This window comes from Janthinobacterium sp. DSP2-3-3, assembly GCF_049897325.1.
In the GTDB taxonomy this organism is placed as follows: Bacteria; Pseudomonadota; Gammaproteobacteria; order Burkholderiales; family Burkholderiaceae_D; genus Janthinobacterium.
The window spans coordinates 525,831-546,459 of the sequence record NZ_JAFCWA010000002.1 but is presented as its reverse complement, the minus strand read 5'-3'; the positions used below and the strand labels follow the sequence as shown (position 1 = coordinate 546,459).

The 20,629-nt window shown below is 64.4% G+C and carries 19 protein-coding genes; 7 read left to right on the top strand and 12 right to left on the bottom strand.

Annotated features, from left to right (window positions below; translation table 11 throughout):
• Positions 1–57: 57 nt before the first annotated feature.
• Entirely contained in the window at positions 58–180 is a 123-nt protein-coding gene (locus ACP7DE_RS06520) for a hypothetical protein (protein ID WP_426071320.1), read from the bottom strand.
• Between the two features lie 209 nt (positions 181–389).
• On the opposite strand from ACP7DE_RS06520, the gene ACP7DE_RS06515 reads away from it, so the two are divergent.
• Together ACP7DE_RS06515 and ACP7DE_RS06510 are read left to right on the top strand one after the other, a co-directional pair.
• Positions 390–3,095 (top strand): polysaccharide deacetylase family protein, encoded by a 2,706-nt coding sequence (locus ACP7DE_RS06515; protein ID WP_426071319.1) that lies wholly within the window; start codon positions 390–392, stop codon positions 3,093–3,095.
• 2 nt (positions 3,096–3,097) lie between these two features.
• A complete protein-coding gene (locus ACP7DE_RS06510; protein WP_426071318.1) occupies positions 3,098–3,484 on the top strand; it encodes an immunity 22 family protein in 387 nt (128 codons plus the stop codon).
• Here the strand turns inward: ACP7DE_RS06510 and ACP7DE_RS06505 are convergent.
• On the bottom strand, positions 3,469–4,692 hold the full coding sequence (locus ACP7DE_RS06505; protein ID WP_426071317.1) for a response regulator: 1,224 nt from the start codon (positions 4,690–4,692) through the stop codon (positions 3,469–3,471). The two genes, ACP7DE_RS06510 and ACP7DE_RS06505, sit on opposite strands and share 16 nt — an antisense overlap.
• Positions 4,693–4,787: 95 nt before the next feature.
• Here ACP7DE_RS06505 and ACP7DE_RS06500 point away from each other — a divergent pair, with 95 nt between their 5' ends.
• Genes ACP7DE_RS06500 through ACP7DE_RS06490 form a run of 3 tightly spaced genes read left to right on the top strand, consistent with a single transcriptional unit; the run spans position 4,788 to position 7,260 of the window.
• Positions 4,788–6,866 carry a TonB-dependent receptor gene (locus ACP7DE_RS06500; protein WP_426071316.1) on the top strand — a complete coding sequence of 693 codons (2,079 nt, stop codon included), beginning with the start codon at positions 4,788–4,790 and terminating at the stop codon, positions 6,864–6,866.
• Between the two features lie 17 nt (positions 6,867–6,883).
• On the top strand, positions 6,884–7,153 hold the full coding sequence (locus ACP7DE_RS06495; protein WP_426071315.1) for an RNA 2'-phosphotransferase: 270 nt from the start codon (positions 6,884–6,886) through the stop codon (positions 7,151–7,153).
• Positions 7,060–7,260, top strand: a complete 201-nt coding sequence (locus tag ACP7DE_RS06490) for an RNA 2'-phosphotransferase (RefSeq protein WP_426071314.1) — start codon at positions 7,060–7,062, stop codon at positions 7,258–7,260. Before ACP7DE_RS06495 ends, ACP7DE_RS06490 begins: the two co-directional genes overlap by 94 nt.
• Here ACP7DE_RS06490 and ACP7DE_RS06485 read toward each other — a convergent pair whose 3' ends face one another.
• From ACP7DE_RS06485 to ACP7DE_RS06445, 9 genes are all read right to left on the bottom strand, one after another.
• Positions 7,261–8,448, bottom strand: coding sequence for a PepSY-associated TM helix domain-containing protein (locus ACP7DE_RS06485; protein ID WP_426071313.1), 1,188 nt, complete (start codon positions 8,446–8,448; stop codon positions 7,261–7,263).
• Positions 8,449–8,474: 26 nt separating this feature from the next.
• Complete coding sequence (locus tag ACP7DE_RS06480; protein ID WP_426071312.1) at positions 8,475–10,952, bottom strand: TonB-dependent siderophore receptor; 2,478 nt, start codon at positions 10,950–10,952, stop codon at positions 8,475–8,477.
• A gap of 103 nt (positions 10,953–11,055) precedes the next feature.
• Entirely contained in the window at positions 11,056–12,051 is a 996-nt protein-coding gene (locus ACP7DE_RS06475) for a FecR domain-containing protein (RefSeq protein ID WP_426071311.1), read from the bottom strand.
• A complete protein-coding gene (locus ACP7DE_RS06470; RefSeq protein WP_426071310.1) occupies positions 12,048–12,557 on the bottom strand; it encodes a sigma-70 family RNA polymerase sigma factor in 510 nt (169 codons plus the stop codon). Before ACP7DE_RS06470 ends, ACP7DE_RS06475 begins: the two co-directional genes overlap by 4 nt.
• Before the next feature lie 129 nt (positions 12,558–12,686).
• Positions 12,687–13,811 (bottom strand): HupE/UreJ family protein, encoded by a 1,125-nt coding sequence (locus tag ACP7DE_RS06465; RefSeq protein WP_426071309.1) that lies wholly within the window; start codon positions 13,809–13,811, stop codon positions 12,687–12,689.
• Positions 13,808–15,019 carry a tetratricopeptide repeat protein gene (locus ACP7DE_RS06460; RefSeq protein ID WP_426071308.1) on the bottom strand — a complete coding sequence of 404 codons (1,212 nt, stop codon included), beginning with the start codon at positions 15,017–15,019 and terminating at the stop codon, positions 13,808–13,810. The genes ACP7DE_RS06465 and ACP7DE_RS06460 overlap by 4 nt, the downstream gene beginning before the upstream one ends.
• 82 nt (positions 15,020–15,101) lie before the next feature.
• Complete coding sequence (locus ACP7DE_RS06455) at positions 15,102–15,344, bottom strand: hypothetical protein (protein ID WP_426071307.1); 243 nt, start codon at positions 15,342–15,344, stop codon at positions 15,102–15,104.
• Positions 15,345–15,362: 18 nt separating this feature from the next.
• Entirely contained in the window at positions 15,363–16,871 is a 1,509-nt protein-coding gene (locus ACP7DE_RS06450) for a DUF4331 domain-containing protein (RefSeq protein ID WP_426071306.1), read from the bottom strand.
• 122 nt (positions 16,872–16,993) lie between these two features.
• Positions 16,994–17,773, bottom strand: coding sequence for an EAL domain-containing protein (locus ACP7DE_RS06445; RefSeq protein WP_426071305.1), 780 nt, complete (start codon positions 17,771–17,773; stop codon positions 16,994–16,996).
• 199 nt (positions 17,774–17,972) lie between these two features.
• Between ACP7DE_RS06445 and ACP7DE_RS06440 the strand changes: the two genes are divergently transcribed.
• Entirely contained in the window at positions 17,973–19,211 is a 1,239-nt protein-coding gene (locus ACP7DE_RS06440; RefSeq protein ID WP_426071304.1) for an MFS transporter, read from the top strand.
• Entirely contained in the window at positions 19,208–19,849 is a 642-nt protein-coding gene (locus ACP7DE_RS06435; RefSeq protein ID WP_426071303.1) for a CatA-like O-acetyltransferase, read from the top strand. The genes ACP7DE_RS06440 and ACP7DE_RS06435 overlap by 4 nt, the downstream gene beginning before the upstream one ends.
• On the opposite strand, the gene ACP7DE_RS06430 is transcribed toward ACP7DE_RS06435, so the two are convergent.
• On the bottom strand, positions 19,846–20,607 hold the full coding sequence (locus ACP7DE_RS06430; protein ID WP_426071302.1) for an AraC family transcriptional regulator: 762 nt from the start codon (positions 20,605–20,607) through the stop codon (positions 19,846–19,848). The two genes, ACP7DE_RS06435 and ACP7DE_RS06430, sit on opposite strands and share 4 nt — an antisense overlap.
• Between the last annotated feature and the right edge of the window lie 22 nt (positions 20,608–20,629).

Genomic DNA, 20,629 nt, shown 5'->3' with positions numbered 1-20,629 from the left:
CTTGCTCAGGCGGCCCGCACCCATGCGCGGGGCGCCGTGATCTGTTACTTCACATGCTCAATGTGGCAGACACACGCGCCCAGCGACACTGGCCACGTCATCGCCCGCATGCGCGCGCAGTTGCAGCAGCATCAGTGCCATGCCCAGCATCAGCGCAGCCGCGCAGAGTTTCTTGTGCATCGTCTTTCCCGTTTTTATGATCGATGGAGCTTAGTTGCCCTACTTGTTGCCCTACTAGTTGCCGTACTTGTTGCCATATTTGCGGCAATTTTATTGCCGATATTCGGCGTGCGGATGATCAAGTTAGCAAGCGTGCTCTACAATTATGCATCTTGCGCATCCGCGCCATCTGAATTCTATGCATAGTATGTGAAGGGAATGACAAGCCTGTGACTTCCAAACCGATCAAGATCGCCGCCACCGTCGTCGTGGCACTCGCCGCTGGTGCCGGCATTTACGCCTATACCCGTCCCGCCGCCACCGCCACGCCGGGTGCCCCCGCCTCGGGCAGTCCGGCCGCCGCGCCCCAATCCACCGTTGACACGGCCGCCGTGGCCGCCCAGTTCCGCGACTTGCTGGGCAATTTCCGCAAGATCATCGTGCTGCTGGCCGACGAGCAAAGCTTGCCGGAAGGCGCGCGCGACGAAGCGCGCAAGGTGGGGCAGGCGCTGTTCCATGAAAACCAGGAACGCATCGCCAAACTGGACGCGGCGCTGGACCAGCTGACGGCGCCCACGAATCCGGGCCGCTTCGAGGCACTCGACAGCCTGTTGACGTATATAGAATCCGATCCCGGCCTGTATGACGCGGACCGCCTGGCCTTCCGCGAGCTGCTGCAAAGCATGCTGGCCGATGTGGCCAAGGATACCTCCTTGCCTGCCATCAAACTGCACAAGCGCATTTCCGAAGACCTCGATGCGCTAGGCGAGATCGAGCGCAATTACGAGAAGGAAATCCGGCAAATCTTCGGCAACCTGGGCCAGCGCGCCATCGAACTCAAGCGCGAACGCTGGGACGATTACGTGGCGCAGCTGAAAAAGCTCTACAGCCGCGAACAGATTTTGAAGGACAACGGCATTGTTGTGCCTTACACGGTACCGCCGGCCGCGCCGTCAGCTGGCACGGTGCCCGAAGCCAAGCCGGTGCCAAAAAAAGATGAGGTGGAAATCTTCGGCCTGGGCTTGCCGAAGAAAACCATCGTGCTGACCTTCGACGACGGCCCGCACCGCCGCTACACGGAAGAAATCAGCGCTATTTTGAAACAATATGGCGTGCCAGCCGTATTCTTCAACGTGGGCCGCAACCTGGGCAGCCTGGACGCAAAAGGCCACGCCAAGCTGAACGCGGGTGCGGAAGTGAGCCGCAAGCTGATGAAAGACGGCTATGCCGTGGGCAACCACAGTTTCAGCCACGCACAATTATCGAAACAGACGGGCGACAAGCTGAAAGGCGAAATTCTCGGCACCGACACCTTGTTGAAGGCCATCAGCCCCGAGCGGGCCGCGCTGTTCCGCTTTCCGTATGGCGCGCGCAACAGCGAAGGCATGGCCGCGCTGGCCGATGCGCATTTGAAATCCGTGATGTGGAATATCGATTCGCTGGACTGGGCCGACCCCGTGCCCAGCTCCATCACGAATCGCGTGCTGGCGTCCGTCGACAAGGCGGGACGCGGCATCATTTTGTTCCACGACATCCATGAACGCACGGTGAAAGCCTTGCCGGCCGTGCTCGACAAGCTGATCGCCGAAGGCTATCAATTTGCCGGCTGGGATGGCACGAGCTTCCAAGTGGCAAAAAGCACGGCGCCTGTGCCCGAGAAAGTGCCCGTGACGACCGGCTATGCCAATTCCTGGGCGGTGGTGATCGGCATCGACGATTATGCGAAATGGCCGAAATTGCAATATGCGGTGCGCGATGCGCAGGGCATCCGCGAAACCCTGATCGAGAAATTCGCGTTTGCGCCCGAGCGTGTCGTGACCCTGAAAAATGGCGAAGCGACGCGCAACAATATCCTGGCCGCTTTCCACGATAAGCTGGCCCACGGCGGCGTGCAAAAGAATGACCGCATCTTCGTCTTTTTTGCCGGCCACGGTGCCACGCGCAAGCTCAGCTCGGGGCGCGACCTCGGCTACATCGTGCCCGTCGATTCCGACCCGGCGCAGTTCGCCACGGATGCGATCCCGATGACGGAAATCCAGAATATCGCCGAAAGCCTCACGGCCAAGCACGCGTTCTTTGTCATGGATGCCTGTTACAGCGGCCTGGGCCTGACCCGTGGCGCCGGTTCCAGCTCCTTCTTGCGCGACAACGCCAAGCGCATCGGCCGGCAAATGCTGACGGCCGGCGGCGGCGACCAGCTGGTCGCCGATGGCGGGCCGAACGGCCACTCCGTGTTTACCTGGACCCTGCTGCAAGGCTTGGCGGGCAAGGGCGACCTGAACGGCGATGGCCTGATCACGGCGACAGAATTGGCTGCCTACGTGGCGCCGGCCGTCTCCAGCGTATCGAACCAGACGCCCGCGTTTGGCAGCCTGCCCGGCTCTGAAGGGGGCGATTTCGTCTTTGAATTGCCGGGCGAAACGGAATTCCTCAGCCCGAACACGACGCAGCTGTCGACGGAGGCCATTGCCCTGAACAGCAAGCTGGACGCCAAGCCGCAAGCGGCCAGCGTGACGGTCAAGGATTTGCAGGGCGGTGAACAGAAGATCGTCACGCCGGGCGCCGTGCCTACCTCCACGCGCCAGCTTGCGCAGCGGGCCAACGACCGCGGCTTGCAGCTATACAAGGAGAAACAATATGCGGCGGCGGAAGTGCAATTTACGGAAGCGCTGAAATTGCGTTCCGACTTCGCGCTGGCCGCCAACAACCTGGGCTTTGTCTTCTACAAGCAGGAAAAATACCGCGAAGCGGCCCGCTGGTTTGAAAACACGGTCAGGATGGACCCGTCGCGCGCCATCGCCTATTTGAACCTGGGCGATGCGTATGCCAAGGCCGGCGATGCCGCCAAGGCCAAGGCGGCATACAAAACCTATCTGGAACTGGCGCCAACGGCCTCGACGGCGCCGGCCGTGCGGCAAAAGATGGAGAAGCTGTAAGCGTGTCCGACAGCATGCTCACCGTCCATGTGTTTGCCTGCAGCGGGCGCTTCGTCAGCCGGGAAGCGCTGCAGGCTTACCTGTCGCCCAGGTACACGCAAGATGGCGCTGAACTGCCGCCGCCCTTCTTCCTGGAAACGGGCCTCACGCACTACGAGCCTGCGGGTGTGGAAAGCACGCTGCTGGCCTCGCCCGCGCCGCTGGTGCAGTTGCTCGATGGCATCTCGTATGGCGACAGCTGGCTGGCGCAGGCCTGCGCGGACGCAGACGCGCAGGGCTTGCTGGCTGACACGAGCGTGTGCGTGTTTGCGCCGAATCAGCTGGCGCACCCAGAACGCAGTTCGCTGCACCATGTGGGCAGCTATGCTTATGCTTATGGCGATGGCTGAGCGTCATCTTTGCGCTCTTCGTGTAATAGCTTGTTGACGCTGGCCAGCAGGCTGGTGCCCGACGTGGTGATGAAACGGGCGCCTGCCGCCTCCGCTTCCGTGCCGTAACTGGCGAGCGTATCCTTGCTGCAATACACGATGATGGGCAACGCGGGCTGGGCCAGCCGCACTTCGCGCACCGTGTGCACGCCCGCATCCTTGATGCGGTGGCGGTTTTCCACCCGTGCCATGTCCGTGATCAGCAGCGCATAGTGCTTCTGTTGCAGCATGGCCAGCGCCTGGCGCATCGATACGGCCTGGTCGACCTTGATGTTTTCCCGTTCCAGCTGTTCCAGCAGCAAGGTATTGTTGCGCGGATGGTCGTCCAGCCAGAGCACCAGGCTGGACGGCTTTTGCGCCGTCGGCGCGCCGGCCAGGGCCGTGACTGCCGCTTCGCCATCGGGCGGGTGGGCCAGCAGCAGCTGCGTAACGGCTTCTTGCATGTCGTCGAGCGACTTTTGCTGCAAACGGCTGAGTTCCGTCACTTCGATTTCCTTGCCGCTTTCCAGGCGCACGGATTCATTTTTGACAAGGCTGTCGGCGCGCTTGATCATGATGGACAGGTAAATGCGCGTGAGCAGGTAGCCGATCAGGAAACCATGCACGGAAAAGAACAGCATGATGCCGCCCACCACCGCCATGGCCGTGGGCGTGTTCGTGGCCAGGCTGGGCGCGATGAAGGCGGTCATGCTGCGCGCGCTGCCGGGCAGGCTTTTGAGCTCGATCAAACCCACGCCGACGATGATTTTCGTCAGCCAGTCCGACACTTCCACCAGATTCGAATTGATTTCCATGGGCGTGGGCGTGCCCAAAAACAGGGTATTGCTGGGGGGGCCGGCCGCCGTCTCGGCGTTTGCTGCGGGCGGTTCGTCCGGGGGCTGGCCCTTGCCATTGGCCCGCTCGTCGGGCGGTGCCACGTTGACGGTGCCAGAAGGCAGGCTGCGCGGTATGCCGAACAAAAAGCCCAGCAGCATGCCGCTGACGCAAAAGCCCAGGCTCCACAGCAGTGCCGGCACGGCGTGGTAGTACGGCGGCAGCACCGCGCCCGCCAGCACGGCTAGCAGCCCCGCCAGCAGGATGAACAGCAGGATATACGGCAGCACGTCGCGCTTGCGCGCGGCCGCCGTGGAGGTTTTGCTCGCCTTGCCGGCGCTGTCGCTCAGGTCCACGCTCGCTCCTTGAAGAATGCTGAATCCAGGTACCTGGCCTGCCGCGTATATATCTCGTAGGAGCCCATACTCACATCATAAAAAGAGGAGACGCGATGCGATTGAGAAAACGCAAACAGGTGGCAGCTTGTGCACTGGTATTGTTAAGCATGGGGCGCCAGGTGGCGGCGCAAGCGCCAACCGAGGCCGCCACCGTCGCCGACGCAGCGCGTACCGTGCGTGTGGCGGGCCACTACGATAACGCCGTCGGCACCTCGGACGCGGCCAGCCAGGGCGTCATCACGACGGACTTGATCATCAACCGGCCCGCCTTGCGCACGGGCGAATTGCTGGAATTCGTGCCGGGGCTGATCGTCACCCAGCACAGCGGCGACGGCAAGGCCAACCAGTATTTTTTACGCGGCTTTAACCTTGACCATGGCACGGATTTCGCCACCCATGTCGATGGCATGCCCGTCAACATGCGTACGCACGCGCATGGACAGGGTTATTCCGACCTCAATTTCCTCATTCCCGAGCTGGTGCAGCGCATCGACTACAAGAAGGGCCCGTATTTCGCCGGCGAAGGCGATTTTTCCTCGGCCGGCGCGGCGCGCATCCGCCTTGCCGACAAATTGCCGCAAGGTCAGGCTAGCGTGTCCGTGGGCCAGCACGGCTATGTACGCGGCGTCGTTGCCGATTCATTTAATGCAGGACAAGGCACCTTGCTGTACGGTCTGGAAGTAAACCGCAACAATGGCCCCTGGGACGTGCCGGAGCGCGTGCGCAAAGTCAGCGGCGTGCTGCGCTACAGCGAGGGCACGCCGGACCATGGTTTCAGCGTGACGGCCATGGCCTACAAAAACAGCTGGAACGCCACGGACCAGGTGCCGCTGCGCACCGTAGCGTCCGGCCAGATCGGCCGTTTTGGCTCGCTGGCGCCCAGTGATGGCGGCGATACCTCGCGCTACAGCTTGTCGTACGCCTTGCGCCAGCGCACGGAAAACCGACTGTTCGAACTGGACGCGTATGTGATCCGCTCGCAGTTGGAACTCAACAGCGATTTCACCTACTTCCTGGCTAACCCGGCCACCGGCGACCAGTTCCAGCAAAGCGAGCGGCGCACGGTGGCGGGCGTGAACGCCAGCGAAAGCTGGACCACGGAGCTGGCGGGGCTATCCATGCGCAACAAGCTCGGTGTGCAGGCGCGTGTCGACCATTTGTCGCCCATCGGCCTGTACAGTACGGTGGAGCGGGTGCGGCAGGGCACGGTGCGCGAAGACCGCGTGCGTGAGGCCAGCCTTGGCCTGTACGGCGAAAACACCGTGCAATGGCTGCCCTGGCTGCGCTCCGTGGCGGGCTTGCGCTACGACGCCTACCGTTTCAAGGTCGACAGCAGCGTCGACGGCAACAGCGGCACGGCAAATGACCATGTGGTGTCGCCCAAGCTGTCATTGATCCTTGGGCCGTGGAGCAAGACGGAGTTTTTTGTCAATTATGGCAAGGGATTCCACAGCAACGATGCGCGGGGCACGACGCAGGCGCGCCTGCTAGACGGCACGCCGTCCACGCCCGTCACGCCCCTGGTGCCGACGAAAGGCATGGAACTGGGGGCGCGCACGGAGTGGCTGCCGGGCCTGCAAAGCTCGCTGGCCCTGTGGCGCCTCGATCTGGCGTCCGAATTGCTGTTCGTGGGTGACGCGGGCGAAACGCAAGCGAGCCGCGCCAGCCACCGCCACGGCATCGAGTGGAACAACCACTATATAGCCGCGCCGTGGCTGCTGTTCGACCTGGACCTGGCCGCCTCGCGCTCGCGTTACACGGAACATGATCCGGCCGGCAACTTCATTCCTGGATCAATTGACAAAGTGGCATCGTTTGGCGTAACGGTGACGGACCAGGGCCCGTGGTCGGGCGCTTTCCAGCTGCGCTATTTCGGCCCCCGTTCCTTGATCGAGGACAATAGCGTGCGTTCAGCTTCCACCACCCTCTCCTATGCGCGCCTGGCGTATCAGCTCAACCGTAAGACGCGCATCGCGCTGGACGTGTTCAACCTGTTCGATAAACGCGCCAGTGATATCGACTATTATTATGCCTCGCGCCTGCCCGGCGAGGCGGTGGAGGGGGTGGATGACCGGCATTTCCATCCGGTGGAACCCCGTTCCGCGCGCCTGACCTTGTCATATGCGTTCTGACAGCGGTATGCTGCGGCATGACAGATCATGTAGTAAGTACCAGTAAATTTCTTTCCCTCATACTGCACCACGCGCCAGAAAAAATCGGTCTCGCGCTCGATGCCCAGGGCTGGGCCGATATCGGCCAGCTGCTGGCGCAGGCGGGCAGCCATGGCCGCGCCATTTCGCGTGAGCAATGGCAGGATGTGGTGGCTTGCTGCCGGGATCGCGCAAGCACGTGCACCTGTCTGCCAACGGCGAAACGGCCGTGGCCGTGGGCGCGCGCCATGGCAAGCCCGTCGTGCTGACGGTGGATGCGGCCGCCATGCAGGCGCAGGGCCAGGTGTTTTACGTGTCAGACAACGGTGTGTGGCTGACGCAGGCCGTGCCGGCGCGATTTATCGGCTTTCCCTGATTAATGAATGAGGCCTTTCGCCCTGGCTTGCCCCTGGCGCTTGCGGAGCCAGATCAGCACGCCTGTCACGCTCAAGCCCGCCACCAGCAGGCCCATGGCGCAAATGAACAGCTTGAAGGGCCAGCCCCACATCGAGGCCATGTGCAGGGCGCTGATCCAGCTGCGGATGGTGTCGCCGCTGGCCGCGCCCGTGGGCAACCAGGTGGCCAGCTGCCGGCCACTGGCCGCGTCAAAGAAGACGGTGGTGAGGCCCTTGTGGGCGCGCACGTCGCGGCTGCTGCGCACCATGTAGCTGTACACGCCCAGTTCGCGTTCATATGCCAGCGCGTTTTCCTCGATGATGGCAAAGGCGTGCTGGCGCGCCAGCTGCGCCATCAACAGGCGGCCCTGTGCGCGCGCCGCTGGCCAAGCCAGCTGCGGCGCGGAAGACGGCGTGTGGCGCGCGACGATTTCCTCGGCCCCCTGATGCGCAAACAGGGGCTGCATGACGGCCGCATACGCGCCATACAGGTTGAAGGCGACGCCGCTCCAGGCAAACACCAGCAGCATGGCCCACAGCCACAGGCCGCCCGCGCGGTGCAGGTCGAACACCAGTTTATAACTGCCACTGTAGCGGCGCAGCAGCCAGGACGGGCGCCAGCGCTGCAACCACGGCCTGCTGCCCGGCGCGCGTTTTTTCAGGCGCGCGGGGAAGGTCAGGGCGGCGCCGATGAAGCAGTCGACCGTCCACACGATGGCGATCAGGCCGAAAATCAGCAAGCCCGTGTCGCCCAGCGCCAAAGCGTAATGCAGGCGCTCGATGAAGGGCAGCAGGTTGATGGCGCCCTGGCCGATCTCGCCCCAGCGCCGCTGGCCCAGCACGGCGCCCGTGTACGGATCGACAAACACTTCGTTGCTGGCCAGCGGCGCGCCGCCAGACGGCTGCAGGTAAAACACCATGCTGTGGCCGGGTGGCGCCGACAGCGGCGCGTAGCTGACCTGCGCCTGGGGAAAGCGCGCGGCGACGGCCTCGCGCAATTGCAAGGCGTCGAGCGGCGCGGCGCCTGGCGCGGGCGGCGCCACGCGGAAAACGGCGGGCAGCAGGGCCGCCTCCAGTTCATCCTTCCACGCCAGCGCGCTACCGGTGACGCCCGCCACGATGAGGAAGCCAGCCATCAGCAGGCCGGCATAGCGGTGCAGGACCGCCAATGCAGGCCGCATTTGCAGCGATGGCATCAGAAACGATACATGGCGCTGACGTTGGCCGTGCGTGCGGCGTTGCGGTAGCACAGGCCAGGCAGGTAACCGCAGTCATACAGGGTCTGCTTGTTGAGCACATTGTTGACGTTGAGGGAAAACTGCCACGGCCCGCGCGACACGCCCAGCGCCGCATCCCACTGCGTCAGGCCGCCGTTGCGGATGTTCAGGTTGTTGCCGTCGGAGTTCGAGCGCATGGCGCCGAGGAAACGCATGCCCAGCGCCGCATACGCGGGCAGGGCCGTGCCCACGTTGAACGACTGGCGCGTCCAGGCCGAGGCGCTGTGGCGCGGCGCGCCCGATTGCTGCAAGCCCAGGTCGCCGTTATTGCTCTTCCTGACCTGCGTATCCAGGTAGGTATACTGCGCGATCAGGCTCAAACGGCTGGCGAACTCCGTGCGCGCTTCCAGTTCCAGGCCACGCGAGCCCACTTGGCCCGTTTGCTGCAAGCGGCCAGGATTGGCGATGTCGGAGGTGGTGACATTGTCGCGCACCAGGTCGAACACCGCCGCCGTGTAACTGGCGCGCTGGCCCACGGGTTCGTAGCGCACGCCCGCTTCGAACTGCTTGCCGCGCGACGGCTTCAAGGCGTCGCCGTTTGCCGTGATGCCCAGTTCGGGTGAGAAAGAGGTGGCGTAGCTGACATACGGCGCCCAGCCGCCATCGAACAGGTAGACGGCGCCCAGGCGGCCCGTGGTGGCTGATGGCGACTGGTGGTAATCGGGTTTGACGCTGCCGCTATCGAGGTCGGTGACGTCGCGCGACTGCGTGGCCTTGTCGCGGCGCAGGCCCGCCGTCACCACCCAGCGGTTCCATTTCATTTGATCTTGCGCATACAGGCCCAGCTCGCGTGACGGTGCGTCCGCGCGCGTGGGCGCCTTGGCCGCCACCAGCGGCTGCTTGCCATACACGGGCTGGTACAGGTCGAGCGGCTCGATAAAGCCCTTCTGGTGGCGGTAGTCGTCCGTGTTGCGGATATTCGCGTAATCGACGCCCAGCAGCACCTGGTGCGTCAAGCCGCCGGTGGCAAACTGCGCCTGCAGCTGCGTATCGGCGAACAGGCTTTTCGACGCCGTATCGACGGGCATGAAATAGCGCTCCACCGTGCCATCGTCATTCAGGCCCAGCGGGAACATGTCCGTGCGGTCGTTCTTCAGGCGCGTGTAGCGCAGGTTCTGGCGCAGCGACCAGGTGTCGTTGAATTTGTGCTCGAATTCGTAGCCCAGCATGGTGTTGCGGCGCTTGAAGCGGTTATCGTCGCCCATCAGGTTGACACCCGGATCGACCTGGCCGCGCGAGCCAGGCCGCAGCAGCTGGTTGGGAAACGCGTACTGCTGGTTGTCTTGCTCGTAGCGTGCCAGCATCGTCAAACGCGTGGCGGGGCCCGCCTGCCAGGTCAGCGAGGGCGCAAAATACAGGCGGTTGTCGCGGTCGTGGGCCAGGCGCGTATGGGCTTCGCGGCCCAGCATGACGACCCGGTAGCTCCAGGCGCCTTGCGCGTCCAGCGTGCCGCCCACATCGGCTTTCAGCTGGCGGCGCTGGTAGCTGCCGTACTCGACGCCCACTTCGCGCACGGCGTCCGCGCTGGGGCGCTTGCTGACGGCGTTGACCATGCCGCCCGGCGGAATCTGCCCGTACAGTACGGACGCGGGGCCGCGCAGCACTTCCAGGCGTTCTAGTCCATATGGCTCGATGGAGGCGCCAAAGGTGCGGCCCGAATTGCGCAAGCCATCCTGCAGGATGCCGTTCGTCTCGATGGTGAAGCCGCGCAGCAGCGAGGAATCGTCGCTGCCCAGCGGGCGCTGGTTCGGCGTCACGCCGGCCGTGTAGCGCAGGGTTTCATCGAGCGACTCGGCATTGCGGTCGCTGATTTCATCGGCCGTGACCACCGACACGGATTGCGGATTTTCATTCAGGGCCGTGTCGGTCTTGGTGGCGGAGGCCGCGCGCCGCGCCACATAGCCGCGCACGGGGCCCGTGGCCGTTTCGCGTTCGCTGCTGGCATTGATGGTGATGGCGGGCAGGGTGGCGCTGGCCTGCGCCTGTGCCGCCTGTGCGCCTGCTGGTGCTGGTGCGGTCTCCGCCCGCAGCGCATATGCGCCGTTGGCACCCTCCACCACGCGCACGCCCTGGCCGCGCAGCAGTTCCTCGAAACCCTGGCGCACCGTGTAACTGCCTGCCAGGCCGCCGCTGCGCTTGCCCTGCAACAGGGCCGCATCGGCCGACAGTTCCACCCCGGCCGCGCTGGCGAACGTGGTCAAGGCCCGCTCCAGCGAGCCGGCGGGAATCGCGTAGGGGCGCTTGGCTTGCGCATTGTCCGCCGTCTGGGCGCGGGCTGTCGGCGCCGTGATGGCCACGGCACTCACTGCGGCGCCGGCCAGGAACAGGGCCTGGATGGCGGCGGCGAGGGGACGCGGACCCAGCTTGTGCGCGGGTGTGGTCAGGCGAGGGGGCATGCTGCAAATCCTTGGAAAGTGGCAGGAAAAAATTGCTTCTTCCCGTATTCCGAACGAAAAGCCAAAACCCTCAACGTTTTTTCATTTATTTTGCATGTATTTTTCAGGAGGCCTGGCGCGGCCCCACACTGACCCAGTAGCGCGTGCGATAGCTGAGCCGCACAGGCAGGCTCAGGGCCAGGTTGGCCAGCGAGCGGTCCGTGTCGCGCAGCGAATACACGCCCGTCACGCGCAGGCCGGCGATGGACTCGTCGCAGCGCAGCACGCCGTGGCGGTAGCGTCCCAGCTCCGCCAGCAGCTCGCCCAGGGGCATGCGCTCGGCCACCAGGCTGCCATTCTCCCAGGCGGCGGCGCTGTCTTCTACCTTGCCGATGTCCTGCACCGCATGGCGCGTGTAGCCGGCGCGCCGGCCCGCCTGCAGGTGCACTGGCGCTGCGCTGTCTTGCGACGGCTGCAGTGCCACGGCGCCCTGGAACACGGCCACCTTGCTGGCGTCATCATCGAGGCGCACGGAAAAGCGCGTGCCCAGGGCCGTGGCCGTGCCATGCGGCGTTGCCACCAGCAGCGGACGGTAGGTGGACGTCGCTTCGTGCGCGCTGGTGACAAGGATGGCACCCGCGCGCAGCACGATGCGCCGTTCGCCGGGGCTGTAACGCACGTCGATGGCGCTGGCCGTGTCGAGCACCAGTTGCGTGCCGTCGGCCAGCACGACGGTGCGCGTCTCGCCCACGGCCGTGCGATAGTCGCTGGCGGCGCGCTGCCATGTCGCTGTTTCCTGTCCCAGCAGGGCCGTGCCGCCGCCCGCCGCGATCAGGCCCAGCAACTGCAAGGCGCGTCGACGGCCGGCGGCATGCCCTGCAAGGGCGGGCGCTGGCGCCAGTGCGCCACGCGCCACCTCGCGTGGCAAAGCCTCGAATTGCCGGGCGAAGCGCTGCAGCCGGGCCCAGGCCCGCTCGTGCTCGGGGTGGGCGGCGCGCCAGGCGGCGCAGGCGTCGGCATCGGCCGCGCTGGCGTCTTCCGCCCACAGCCGCGCCATCCACTCGGCGGCGCGCTGCAGCACGGCGGGGGCGATGGGCGGGGTGTCTGACTGGAGATTCATGCGCATTGCGCCATGCAGCAGGCCAGCAGCGCGCGGGCGATGTATTTTTCCACCGACGAGATGGACACGCCCAGCCGCGCGGCGATGTCGGCGTAGCCCATGCCTTCGAGCTTGCACAGCAAAAAGGCAGCGCGCACTTTAGCGGGCAGGCTGGCCAGGATGGCGTCGATTTCCAGCAGCGCCTCGACGATCAGCGCGCGCGTTTCCGGCGTCGGCACGGCCGCTTCCGGCTGCGCCGCGATGGCGTCCGCGTAGGCCGCCTCGATATGCCGGCGTCGGAACAGGTCCACTACCAGCCCATTGGCGATCTGTGCCAGGTGCTGGCGCGATTCCGCCGGTCCGGGCGCGCGGCCCCGCGAGATGATGCGCAGATACGTGTCGTGCGCCAGGTCGGCCGCGTCGCAGGCGTTGCCCAGCTTGCGGCGCAGCCAGCCCTGCAGCCAGCCATGGTGGTCGTTGTAGAGCACTTCGATTTGCCGATGCAGTTCCAGTTCGGGGCCTAGCATGTAACCTTTCCATGCCATGGTCCGCGGGACGGTGTGGCCTTGATGCGATTGAGAATTGTTCGTATTGTAGCCCGATTGCCTGGACTTGTGGCCCGGCAGTGGCGGGCCAGCAACGCTACACGGCAGCCATCAAGCTGAAATCAGCTTGATATCGGCAACTCTTTCCACCAGCCACACGCACGCCACCAGCGCGATGGCCAGCGAGCCGACCGTCAGCACCTGTCGGTACAGCCAGGTCTTGCGCAGCAACCAGGCGACGGGCAAGAAGGCGGCGACGATGGCCAGCTGTCCCAGCTCCACACCCACGTTGAAGCCCAACAGGCTGGCCAGCAAGGAGCCCTGGGGCAAGCCCAGGTCGCGCAGCACGCTGGCAAAGCCGAAGCCATGGATCAGGCCGAAGGCAAAGGCGGCCAGGGGCCGCTTGCCGCGGAACAGCGGCAGCAGGTTGTTCAGCGCGGCCAGGATCACGGAAGCGGCGATGGCCGACTCCACCCAGCGCGATGGCAGCGATATGAGCGACAGGCTGGCCAGGCTCAAGGTGATGGAATGGGCCAGGGTGAACGCCGTGACGACTTTCAGCACGTCGACAAACGCCGCCTTCAAGCCGTGCTGCTGCTCGCGCAAGCCGGGCAGCAGCACGGCCGGCAGCAGCAAGGACAGCAAAAACAAAATATGGTCGTAACCGATCCAGATATGCCAGATGCCGTGTTTGACGTAGGCGCCGAACTGCGCCAGGCGCTCCGGCGCGGCCAGGGACAGCGTCTGGCGCGGGTTGTCCGGGTCGAAGATGGCCGTTTGCGTGGCGCCGTCGCTGTTGATCTTGAGCAAACCCTTGTGCTGCGGGTCGAGGTCGGCGAACAGGCTGTAGCCGACGTGTACATTCGCCAGTGCGCCACCCGGGCAAGCGGCCTGGAAGCGCAGCACGTTGTAGGCGCCGTCCGTGTGGTGGTCGATCAATTGCTCGACAGCTATCAACGGGCAGGCGCCCTGGTCGCTGGCCACCTGCAGGCGCTGTAGCGCGTAGGCGGCAATCGCCTCGTGGCGCGCGCGGATTTCATCCCAGGTCAGGGCGCCGTCGCCATTGCCATCGAGGCCGATGGCGAAATCGAGGTCGCGCAGGGCGATATCCCATTGGCCCTCGATCTGCTGGCCGTGCACGCTCAGGCTCACATAGCTGTCGCTGGGCTTGTGCGCCTGCGCGGGATGCATCCAGGCGCAGAACAGGAACAGGCACAGGACGAAGCGGGCGTTCACAGCGCCCCCGCTTTCTTCGCTGCGCTGATTTTCGCGCCATTCCGCGGCGCCAGCTGCCTGACGAGGCGCTGCAGTGCCGCGTCTTCCACGCCATGCGCCGCGATCCAGGCCAGCACCGGCTGGGCCGCGCCTTGATTGCGTGCCGCCAGGGCCGCTTCCAGCAAGATGCGCATGTCGGGCACTTCCTTCTGGATGGCCCAGTTTTGCTGCGCCAGCTGCAGGGCAGCGGGAATATCTTGCTGCAGGAACAGGGTGTAACGGGCTTGCTCGCGCTGGTGTACGGTGTCGCCACGCTGCATGGCGGCATAGAAGCGGGCCGCCAGTTCTGCTTTTGCCGCCAGAAAGGCCGCCTGCCGGCCGGGCAGAGATTGCAGAGCCAGCGCGTAACGCAGCAGCAGGGCGTCGATGCGCTGCTGGTCTTTCAATAAGGTAACGACTTCCTGCGGGCGCCGCTGGTCGAGCAGGAAATCGGCGTAGGCGCCCAGCAGATAGCTGTCGCGCGGCTGCTGCGCCAGCGCCTGCTTATAGCGCGCTTCAGCCAGCGCCAACTCGGCGCGCCGCGTGGCCATTTCCGCCAGCAGGGTCAGGGCCCAGCTTTCCAGCTCGGGCGCCGCGCCGGCGCTTCTCTGCAAGGTCAGGTCCAGCAAGCGCTCGCTGCTGGCGGCGCGGCCCGTGACGCTGGCGACGTTCGCAAGGCAGGTGACGGTGACCAGCTGTGTTGTCAAGGCTGACAGGCGGGCGCAAGCCGCCGTGGCCTGCGCGTAATCGCCCTGCACGGTGAGCACGGTGGCGCGCGTCAGCCAGGCCTGGCCGTTTTGCGGCTGTTGCGCGAGGACGGCATCGAGGTCTTGCAGGGCGGCGGCGAAATGGTGGGTGCTTTGCAAAATGGTGGCACGCAGCAGGCGCACGGGGACGGGTGGCGCTGCCTGCCGCCACCAGGGCGCCAGCGCCGCTTGCGCATAGCCCAGGTAGCGCGGGTCCGTTTCGCTGCGCGCCAGGGCAATATAGCGCTGCGCCAGGCCGGTGGCCAGGGCCAGGTCGCCTGGCGTGGCATTGAGCTGCTGGCGCAGGCCGCGCAGGGCGACCTGCGTGGCATCGGCGCGGCGCGCCAACTGTTCGATGACAACGCTGCCATCTTTCGGCGTGTAGGGCGCGGCCAGTGCCAGCGCGGGCAGACAGGCGCATAGCAGGGAAATCGGTGTTTTCATCGTGGACGCCGTCGACGGTAGAGTGGGGCAGCAAGGGCGCCGGAGAACGCTGTCTCCGGCGCCCGCACTTAGTTACTGCGCGTTACAGCGGGACCGGCTCCGTGTTTTCCGGAGACGTCGCCATGATGGCGTCGATGCCCACGCCGTCCTTGTCATCGCTGGTGGTCAGAATGACGTTGCTGACGGCCACATAAAACGCATCGAGCAACACCACGGGGGGCGGCGTGGTGCCACCATTGTCGCCGCCGTGGCTGCTGCTACCGCCGCCGCAGCCAGCCAGCAGGGCCGTGAGCGCCAGGGCGCCGATTACATAGAACTTTTTCATCGCATTCTCCTGGTTGACTTACAGCTGTGGCGAACCGGCCACGGGTGTTTTCAGATAAGGGAAACCTGCCGTGAACGCCGTTTCGTCGAGGAAAGCGCCGTCCGTGAAATGCAGGGCGCCGGCGGGCGCATCGGCCGGGGCGCAGCCGATGTTCAGCGTGCACAGCTTGCCCATGGCTACGCGCAGCACCACGTCGACCACGTCGTCGCCGGGGCGGCGACCGTTCGGAAAGCCCGCGTTATCGCCGCCGATGACGCCGAGGCGGTTTTGCGCACCGACGTTGGTAGCGGCGATCGACGTGTTCAGGCGCAGCATTTCCGATGCCGTCACGGTGACGGGCTGGTTCACGCCCTTGATGCCCGTGAGGAAAGTGGCCACCAGGTCGTTGCGGGGGAAATTGGTCGGCGCCTTGGCGCCTGCCGAGCCGAACAGCACCTCCACCAGGGCTGGCGCCGTCGGGTTGGTGACGTAGTCGGCAAATTGCGCATCGCCCGACGGCTTGCTGGCGTTGAAGCGGTCCTTGTCCTTCAGGCCGATGACCAGTTCATTCACCAGCGGCATGCCCAGGCGCGACACTTGCACCCACGCGCCGCCTTCCTTCGACGCTGCGGTGGTGCCCGGTGCCGGGTTCAGCAAACGTCCCTGGCGCAGGCTGGCCGTGGTCCAGCCGCCGATGACGGGGTCGCTGCCGGCCGTCAGGCAGGCGGTCGACACTTCCATCTCGATAGCCGTGACGTTTTTCCGCGCCAGGTCATCCTTGGCTGCCGATTCCGCGTTGGCCGCAAACTCCGTGGCGGGCGCCTTGATGTTAATCAAGTCAAACGTTTCGCCCAGGTTCACCACGAAAGGGTCCTTGCGCTGGCCGACGAACAGGCGCGCCGGCGTGGCGCAGCCGGGGATGTTGACGGCGTACACATGCTGCGCGGCATACCCGGCATAGTTGGGAATGGCCTTGTTGCCGATGTTGTCGACGGGCTTGTCAAAGGTCGTGCCGCCGCCCGTGGCGTTGGTGACGCTGCTGCGCGTGCCCGTGCGGCGGTCGCCCCGCACCACTGTCACGCTGTAGGTTTCGCGCACGTTCAGACCGGCCGGGTTGACGCTGTCGATGGCGCCGCCGTTGATGACCAGCGGAATCGAGACTTTCTTGCCGCCTACGGTGAACTGGCCATCCTTGATGGTGTTGGTAAAGCGAAACTGGAAAGTGAGGTCTTCCTTGCCGTCGCCATTGTTGTCGATATGGATTTCATACAGGGCGTTGGGATCCATGGCGAAATAATTCGGCCCGCCGTAGGCGTCTTGCAGGGGAATATAGTCGGCCACGAGGGTGGTGTAGGCGCCACGGCCCGCTTCATAGCTGCGGAACATATAGAAGTCGGTGGCGTCGACTTTTGGGGTTTGCGTGATGAATGGCGCTTCGCGGTGGCTGGAAGCGTAGGCCGCTGGCGCAATGGCCAAGGTTATGGATAAGGTGAGCAGGTTGCCCAGGAGGGCGGTGCCCAGTGCGGTTTTCGAGTGTGACAATGACATTTCGATTCTCCCAATATTTTTTCGCGTTGACAGACAAGTCCAAAAAACTGCAGGCTGCCTGACTTATACGAACGGGGGGAGAAAACGGATTCACTCTTTGGCCAGCAGGTGCTGGCTGCCTGTCACCATGCTGCGGGATTGATCACGCCTATGGCCATCAGCGCCGGTTTGCAAAATAAATATCCCTGCATCAAGTCGATGCCCATCTTCTTCAAGCAATCGCGTTCGCCGGCCGTTTCGATGCCCTCCGCCAGGATTGTAATGTTGAGTTCCTTGCAAATGGCGATGATGCCCCTGACGATTGCCTGCTTGGGTGCGCTTGCCTCGATGCCGCGCACCAATTCCATGTCGATCTTGATGATGTGCGGCTGATATTCCGCCAGCAGGCTCAGCCCCGCGTAGCCGGCGCCGAAATCGTCGATGGCCGTCTGAAAGCCGAAGCGGCGATACTCATGAAAGATGTTGACGAGGTGGGGCCGGTCGCGCACTTCTTCGCCCTCGGTCACCTCGAAGATGATGCGGCGGATGGGGAAATTGTATTCGCGCGCCGCGGCTAAAGTGGCCTGGATGCACGCCTCTGGGCGGTACACGGCATTCGGCAGAAAATTGATGGACAGATATTCCTGGATCCCGAGCCGGGCTGCACCCTGGATGGCGCGCACGCGGCAGGCCTGGTCGAAGACATAGCGGTTTTCATCATTGACCTGGGACAAAATCGAGTATGCCGATTCGCCGTTGAGGCCACGTACCAGTGCTTCATGGCCAAAGATCGAGCGCGTGGACAGTTCGACGATCGGTTGATAGGCAAAGGTGAAGTCGAAGCCCAGTGGCTCGGTGTCCCGGCACTGGCTGCAGCCTGCCTTTTTCCCGGCTTGGCCTGATGTGTTGCTAGATGAGGTCATGGTAGCGCTAGCCTCTGATGATAAATGTACGAGTTGTATGCAGCAGTTATACCACGGCCTGCCGCCGGTGGAACGCTTTTCTGGTGCACAGAGAGTGACGCGAGACTATGTCCGGGTGAGAAAGGAACAAGCGAGGCGCCCGAGATGCCAATGCAATGTGTAGTAAGCTGGTGCCTCCTGATTTCCCGCATGCATAGCCATGACCGAACCGTCCGCCGCCGCGCTGTCCCCCGAAGCAAATCCCTGCGACAAATCGCTCCGCCGCCGCTCGCTGTTCGCCGCCTGCAGCGCGCATGCCGTGCATGACGGCTTGACGGACGTTATCTACGTGCTGCTGCCCATCTGGCAGGCGCAGTTTGCCATCAGCTACGCCATGGTGGGCCTGTTGCGGGGATCGTACTCGGGCATGATGGCCGGTTTCCAGTTGCTGGCCAGTCGCCTGGCCAGGCGCTGGGGACGCGAACGCATGCTGGTGGGCGGCACGGCGCTGGCCGGGGTCGCTTACCTGATCGCGGGGCAGGCGGGCGGCCTGGCCGTGCTGCTGTTTGCCTTGCTCCTGGGCGGCCTGGGCGCCAGCACGCAGCATCCACTGGCCTCGTCGATCGTCACCGATACGCACGAGGCGGGCGGCGGCGTGAAGGAGGCGTTGTCGCACTACAACTTTGCCGGCGATATCGGCAAGACCCTGATTCCCGCACTGGTGGGCTTGCTGTTGCTGGTGTGCAGCTGGCAAGCCAGCGTCTCGCTGCTGGGACTGCTTGGCCTGACGGCGGCCGGCTTGCTGTGGTGGCTATTGCCGAAACCAGGCGAGTTGCAGGCCGGCACCAAGAAGGCGGGCAAGGGCATCGCGGGCAGCGGCTCGAAGGCGAGCTTTCGTGCGCTGCTGGCCACGGGTACCCTGGACAGCGCCGTGCGCATGGGCTTTCTGACTTTCTTGCCATTCTTGCTGAAAAGCAAGGGCGCAGGCACGGCCGGCATCGGCGTGGCGCTATCGCTGCTGTTCGTGGGTGGCGCCTTCGGCAAGCTGCTGTGCGGCTATCTGGGCGCGCGCATCGGCATGATGAAAACCGTGTGGCTGACGGAATCGATGACTTCCGTGCTCATCGTCGTGGCCCTGTGGCTGCCCCTGGCTGGCATCATGGCCACGCTGCCCTTGCTGGGGCTGGCGCTGAACGGCACCTCGTCCGTGCTGTATGGCGCGGTGCCGGAACTGGCCGCCCCTGGCAAGCGCGAACACGCGTTCGCCCTGTTCTACACGGGCAGCATCGGCGGCGGGGCGCTGTCGCCCGTGCTGTTCGGCGCGCTGGGTGACCATACCAGCGTGAACGCAGCCTTGCTGGCGCTGGCGGTAGTCTTGCTGCTGACTTTGCCGCTGGCGTGGAAGGTGCAGCGCGGCTTGGCGCACGGTGGCGCCCCATCGTCTACACTCGCCGCATGAAAAATTTTGAAAAGCGGCGCGACCGCTACGACTTGTTCCGGGCGTTTGACAATCCCCTCGTCAACATCAACTTTCAGCTCGACGTGCCGGATTTCCGGCCCTGGTGCAAGGAACGGAAAATCCCCGTATTCCACTTCTTCCTGTTTTGCCTGCTCAATACTGTCAGGGAGATCGACAACTTCATGTACCGCATCTACCAGGACGAAATAATCAAGATCGACGATTTTCCCGCCTCGTACACCGTCATCAACGGCGACGATAACCTCAACTACACGCGCTTCACGATGACGGACCAGCTCGATATATTCATCGCGCGCAGCCTGGAAGCGAAACGCCTCGCCGAAGCCAGCTCCGCGCTGATCAATACGGGCGAGGGCGAAAGCGAGCGCGAGCAGCGCAACAATATTTTTATCACCTGCCTGCCGTGGCTGGATATGGCGGCCATCGAGCACCCGATCCACCGCCACCGCGACGCCGATATCCCGACTTTTACGTGGGGCAAGTTCGGCCCCGCGCAGGCAGATGGCCGCATGCGGGTACCGTTTTCCGCGCAGGCCCACCATGGTTTTGTCGACGGCTACCATGTGCAGAAACTGGCGCAGGCGCTGGACAAGCGCATCGCCGCCATCATTGCCTAGTTCGACAGATAGTCGCTGGGCGCCTGCCCCAGCACGCGGCGGAAGGCGACCGTGAAGGCGCTGGGGCTGGCATAACCGAGATCGAGCGCGATGCGGGTGACGGCTTGTCCTTCGGCCAGACGCGTGATGGCCGCCAGCAGGCACGCTTGCTGGCGCCATTGGGCAAAGGCCAGCCCCGTCTGGGCGCGGAACTGGCGCGTAAAAGTGCGCCGGCTCATGCCGGCCTGGGCCGCCATCGCGTCCAGGTTGCTGTCCAGGCTCGGTTGCTGCAGCATGTCCATGCACAGCCGCGCCAGCCGGGGTTCCTGCGGCAGGGGCGCGCTCAGGGGCAAGGGCCTGGCAGCGGCAATCTCATCGAGTAGCAAGGCCATCAATCGTCCGGCGCGCGACGCTTCCGCATACAAGGCTTCCACATTCACGGCCTCGGCCAGTAGCGCGCGCAGTAACGGCGTCGCTTCCAGCACCTGGCAATCGGGCGGCAAGCCTATCCTGGCGATGGCGGCTTCTTCAATGAAGACATTGTGCATGGTCACGGCGCCATGCATGCGCATGCCGTGGGATAGCCGGGCCGGTACCCAGCAGGCCCGTTGCGGCGGCACCAGCCAGTTGCCGTGTGACGTGTGCACGCTGATGACGCCCCGCGCCGCATAGGCGAATTGCCCGCGCGCGTGGTTGTGGCTGGGGAAAATGGCGCCGGGGGCATAGTCGCGTGCGGTGGCGATCACTGCGCGCGGCACTTCCGTATAAAAATCATCCATGGCCTGTACTCTACAGTATTTG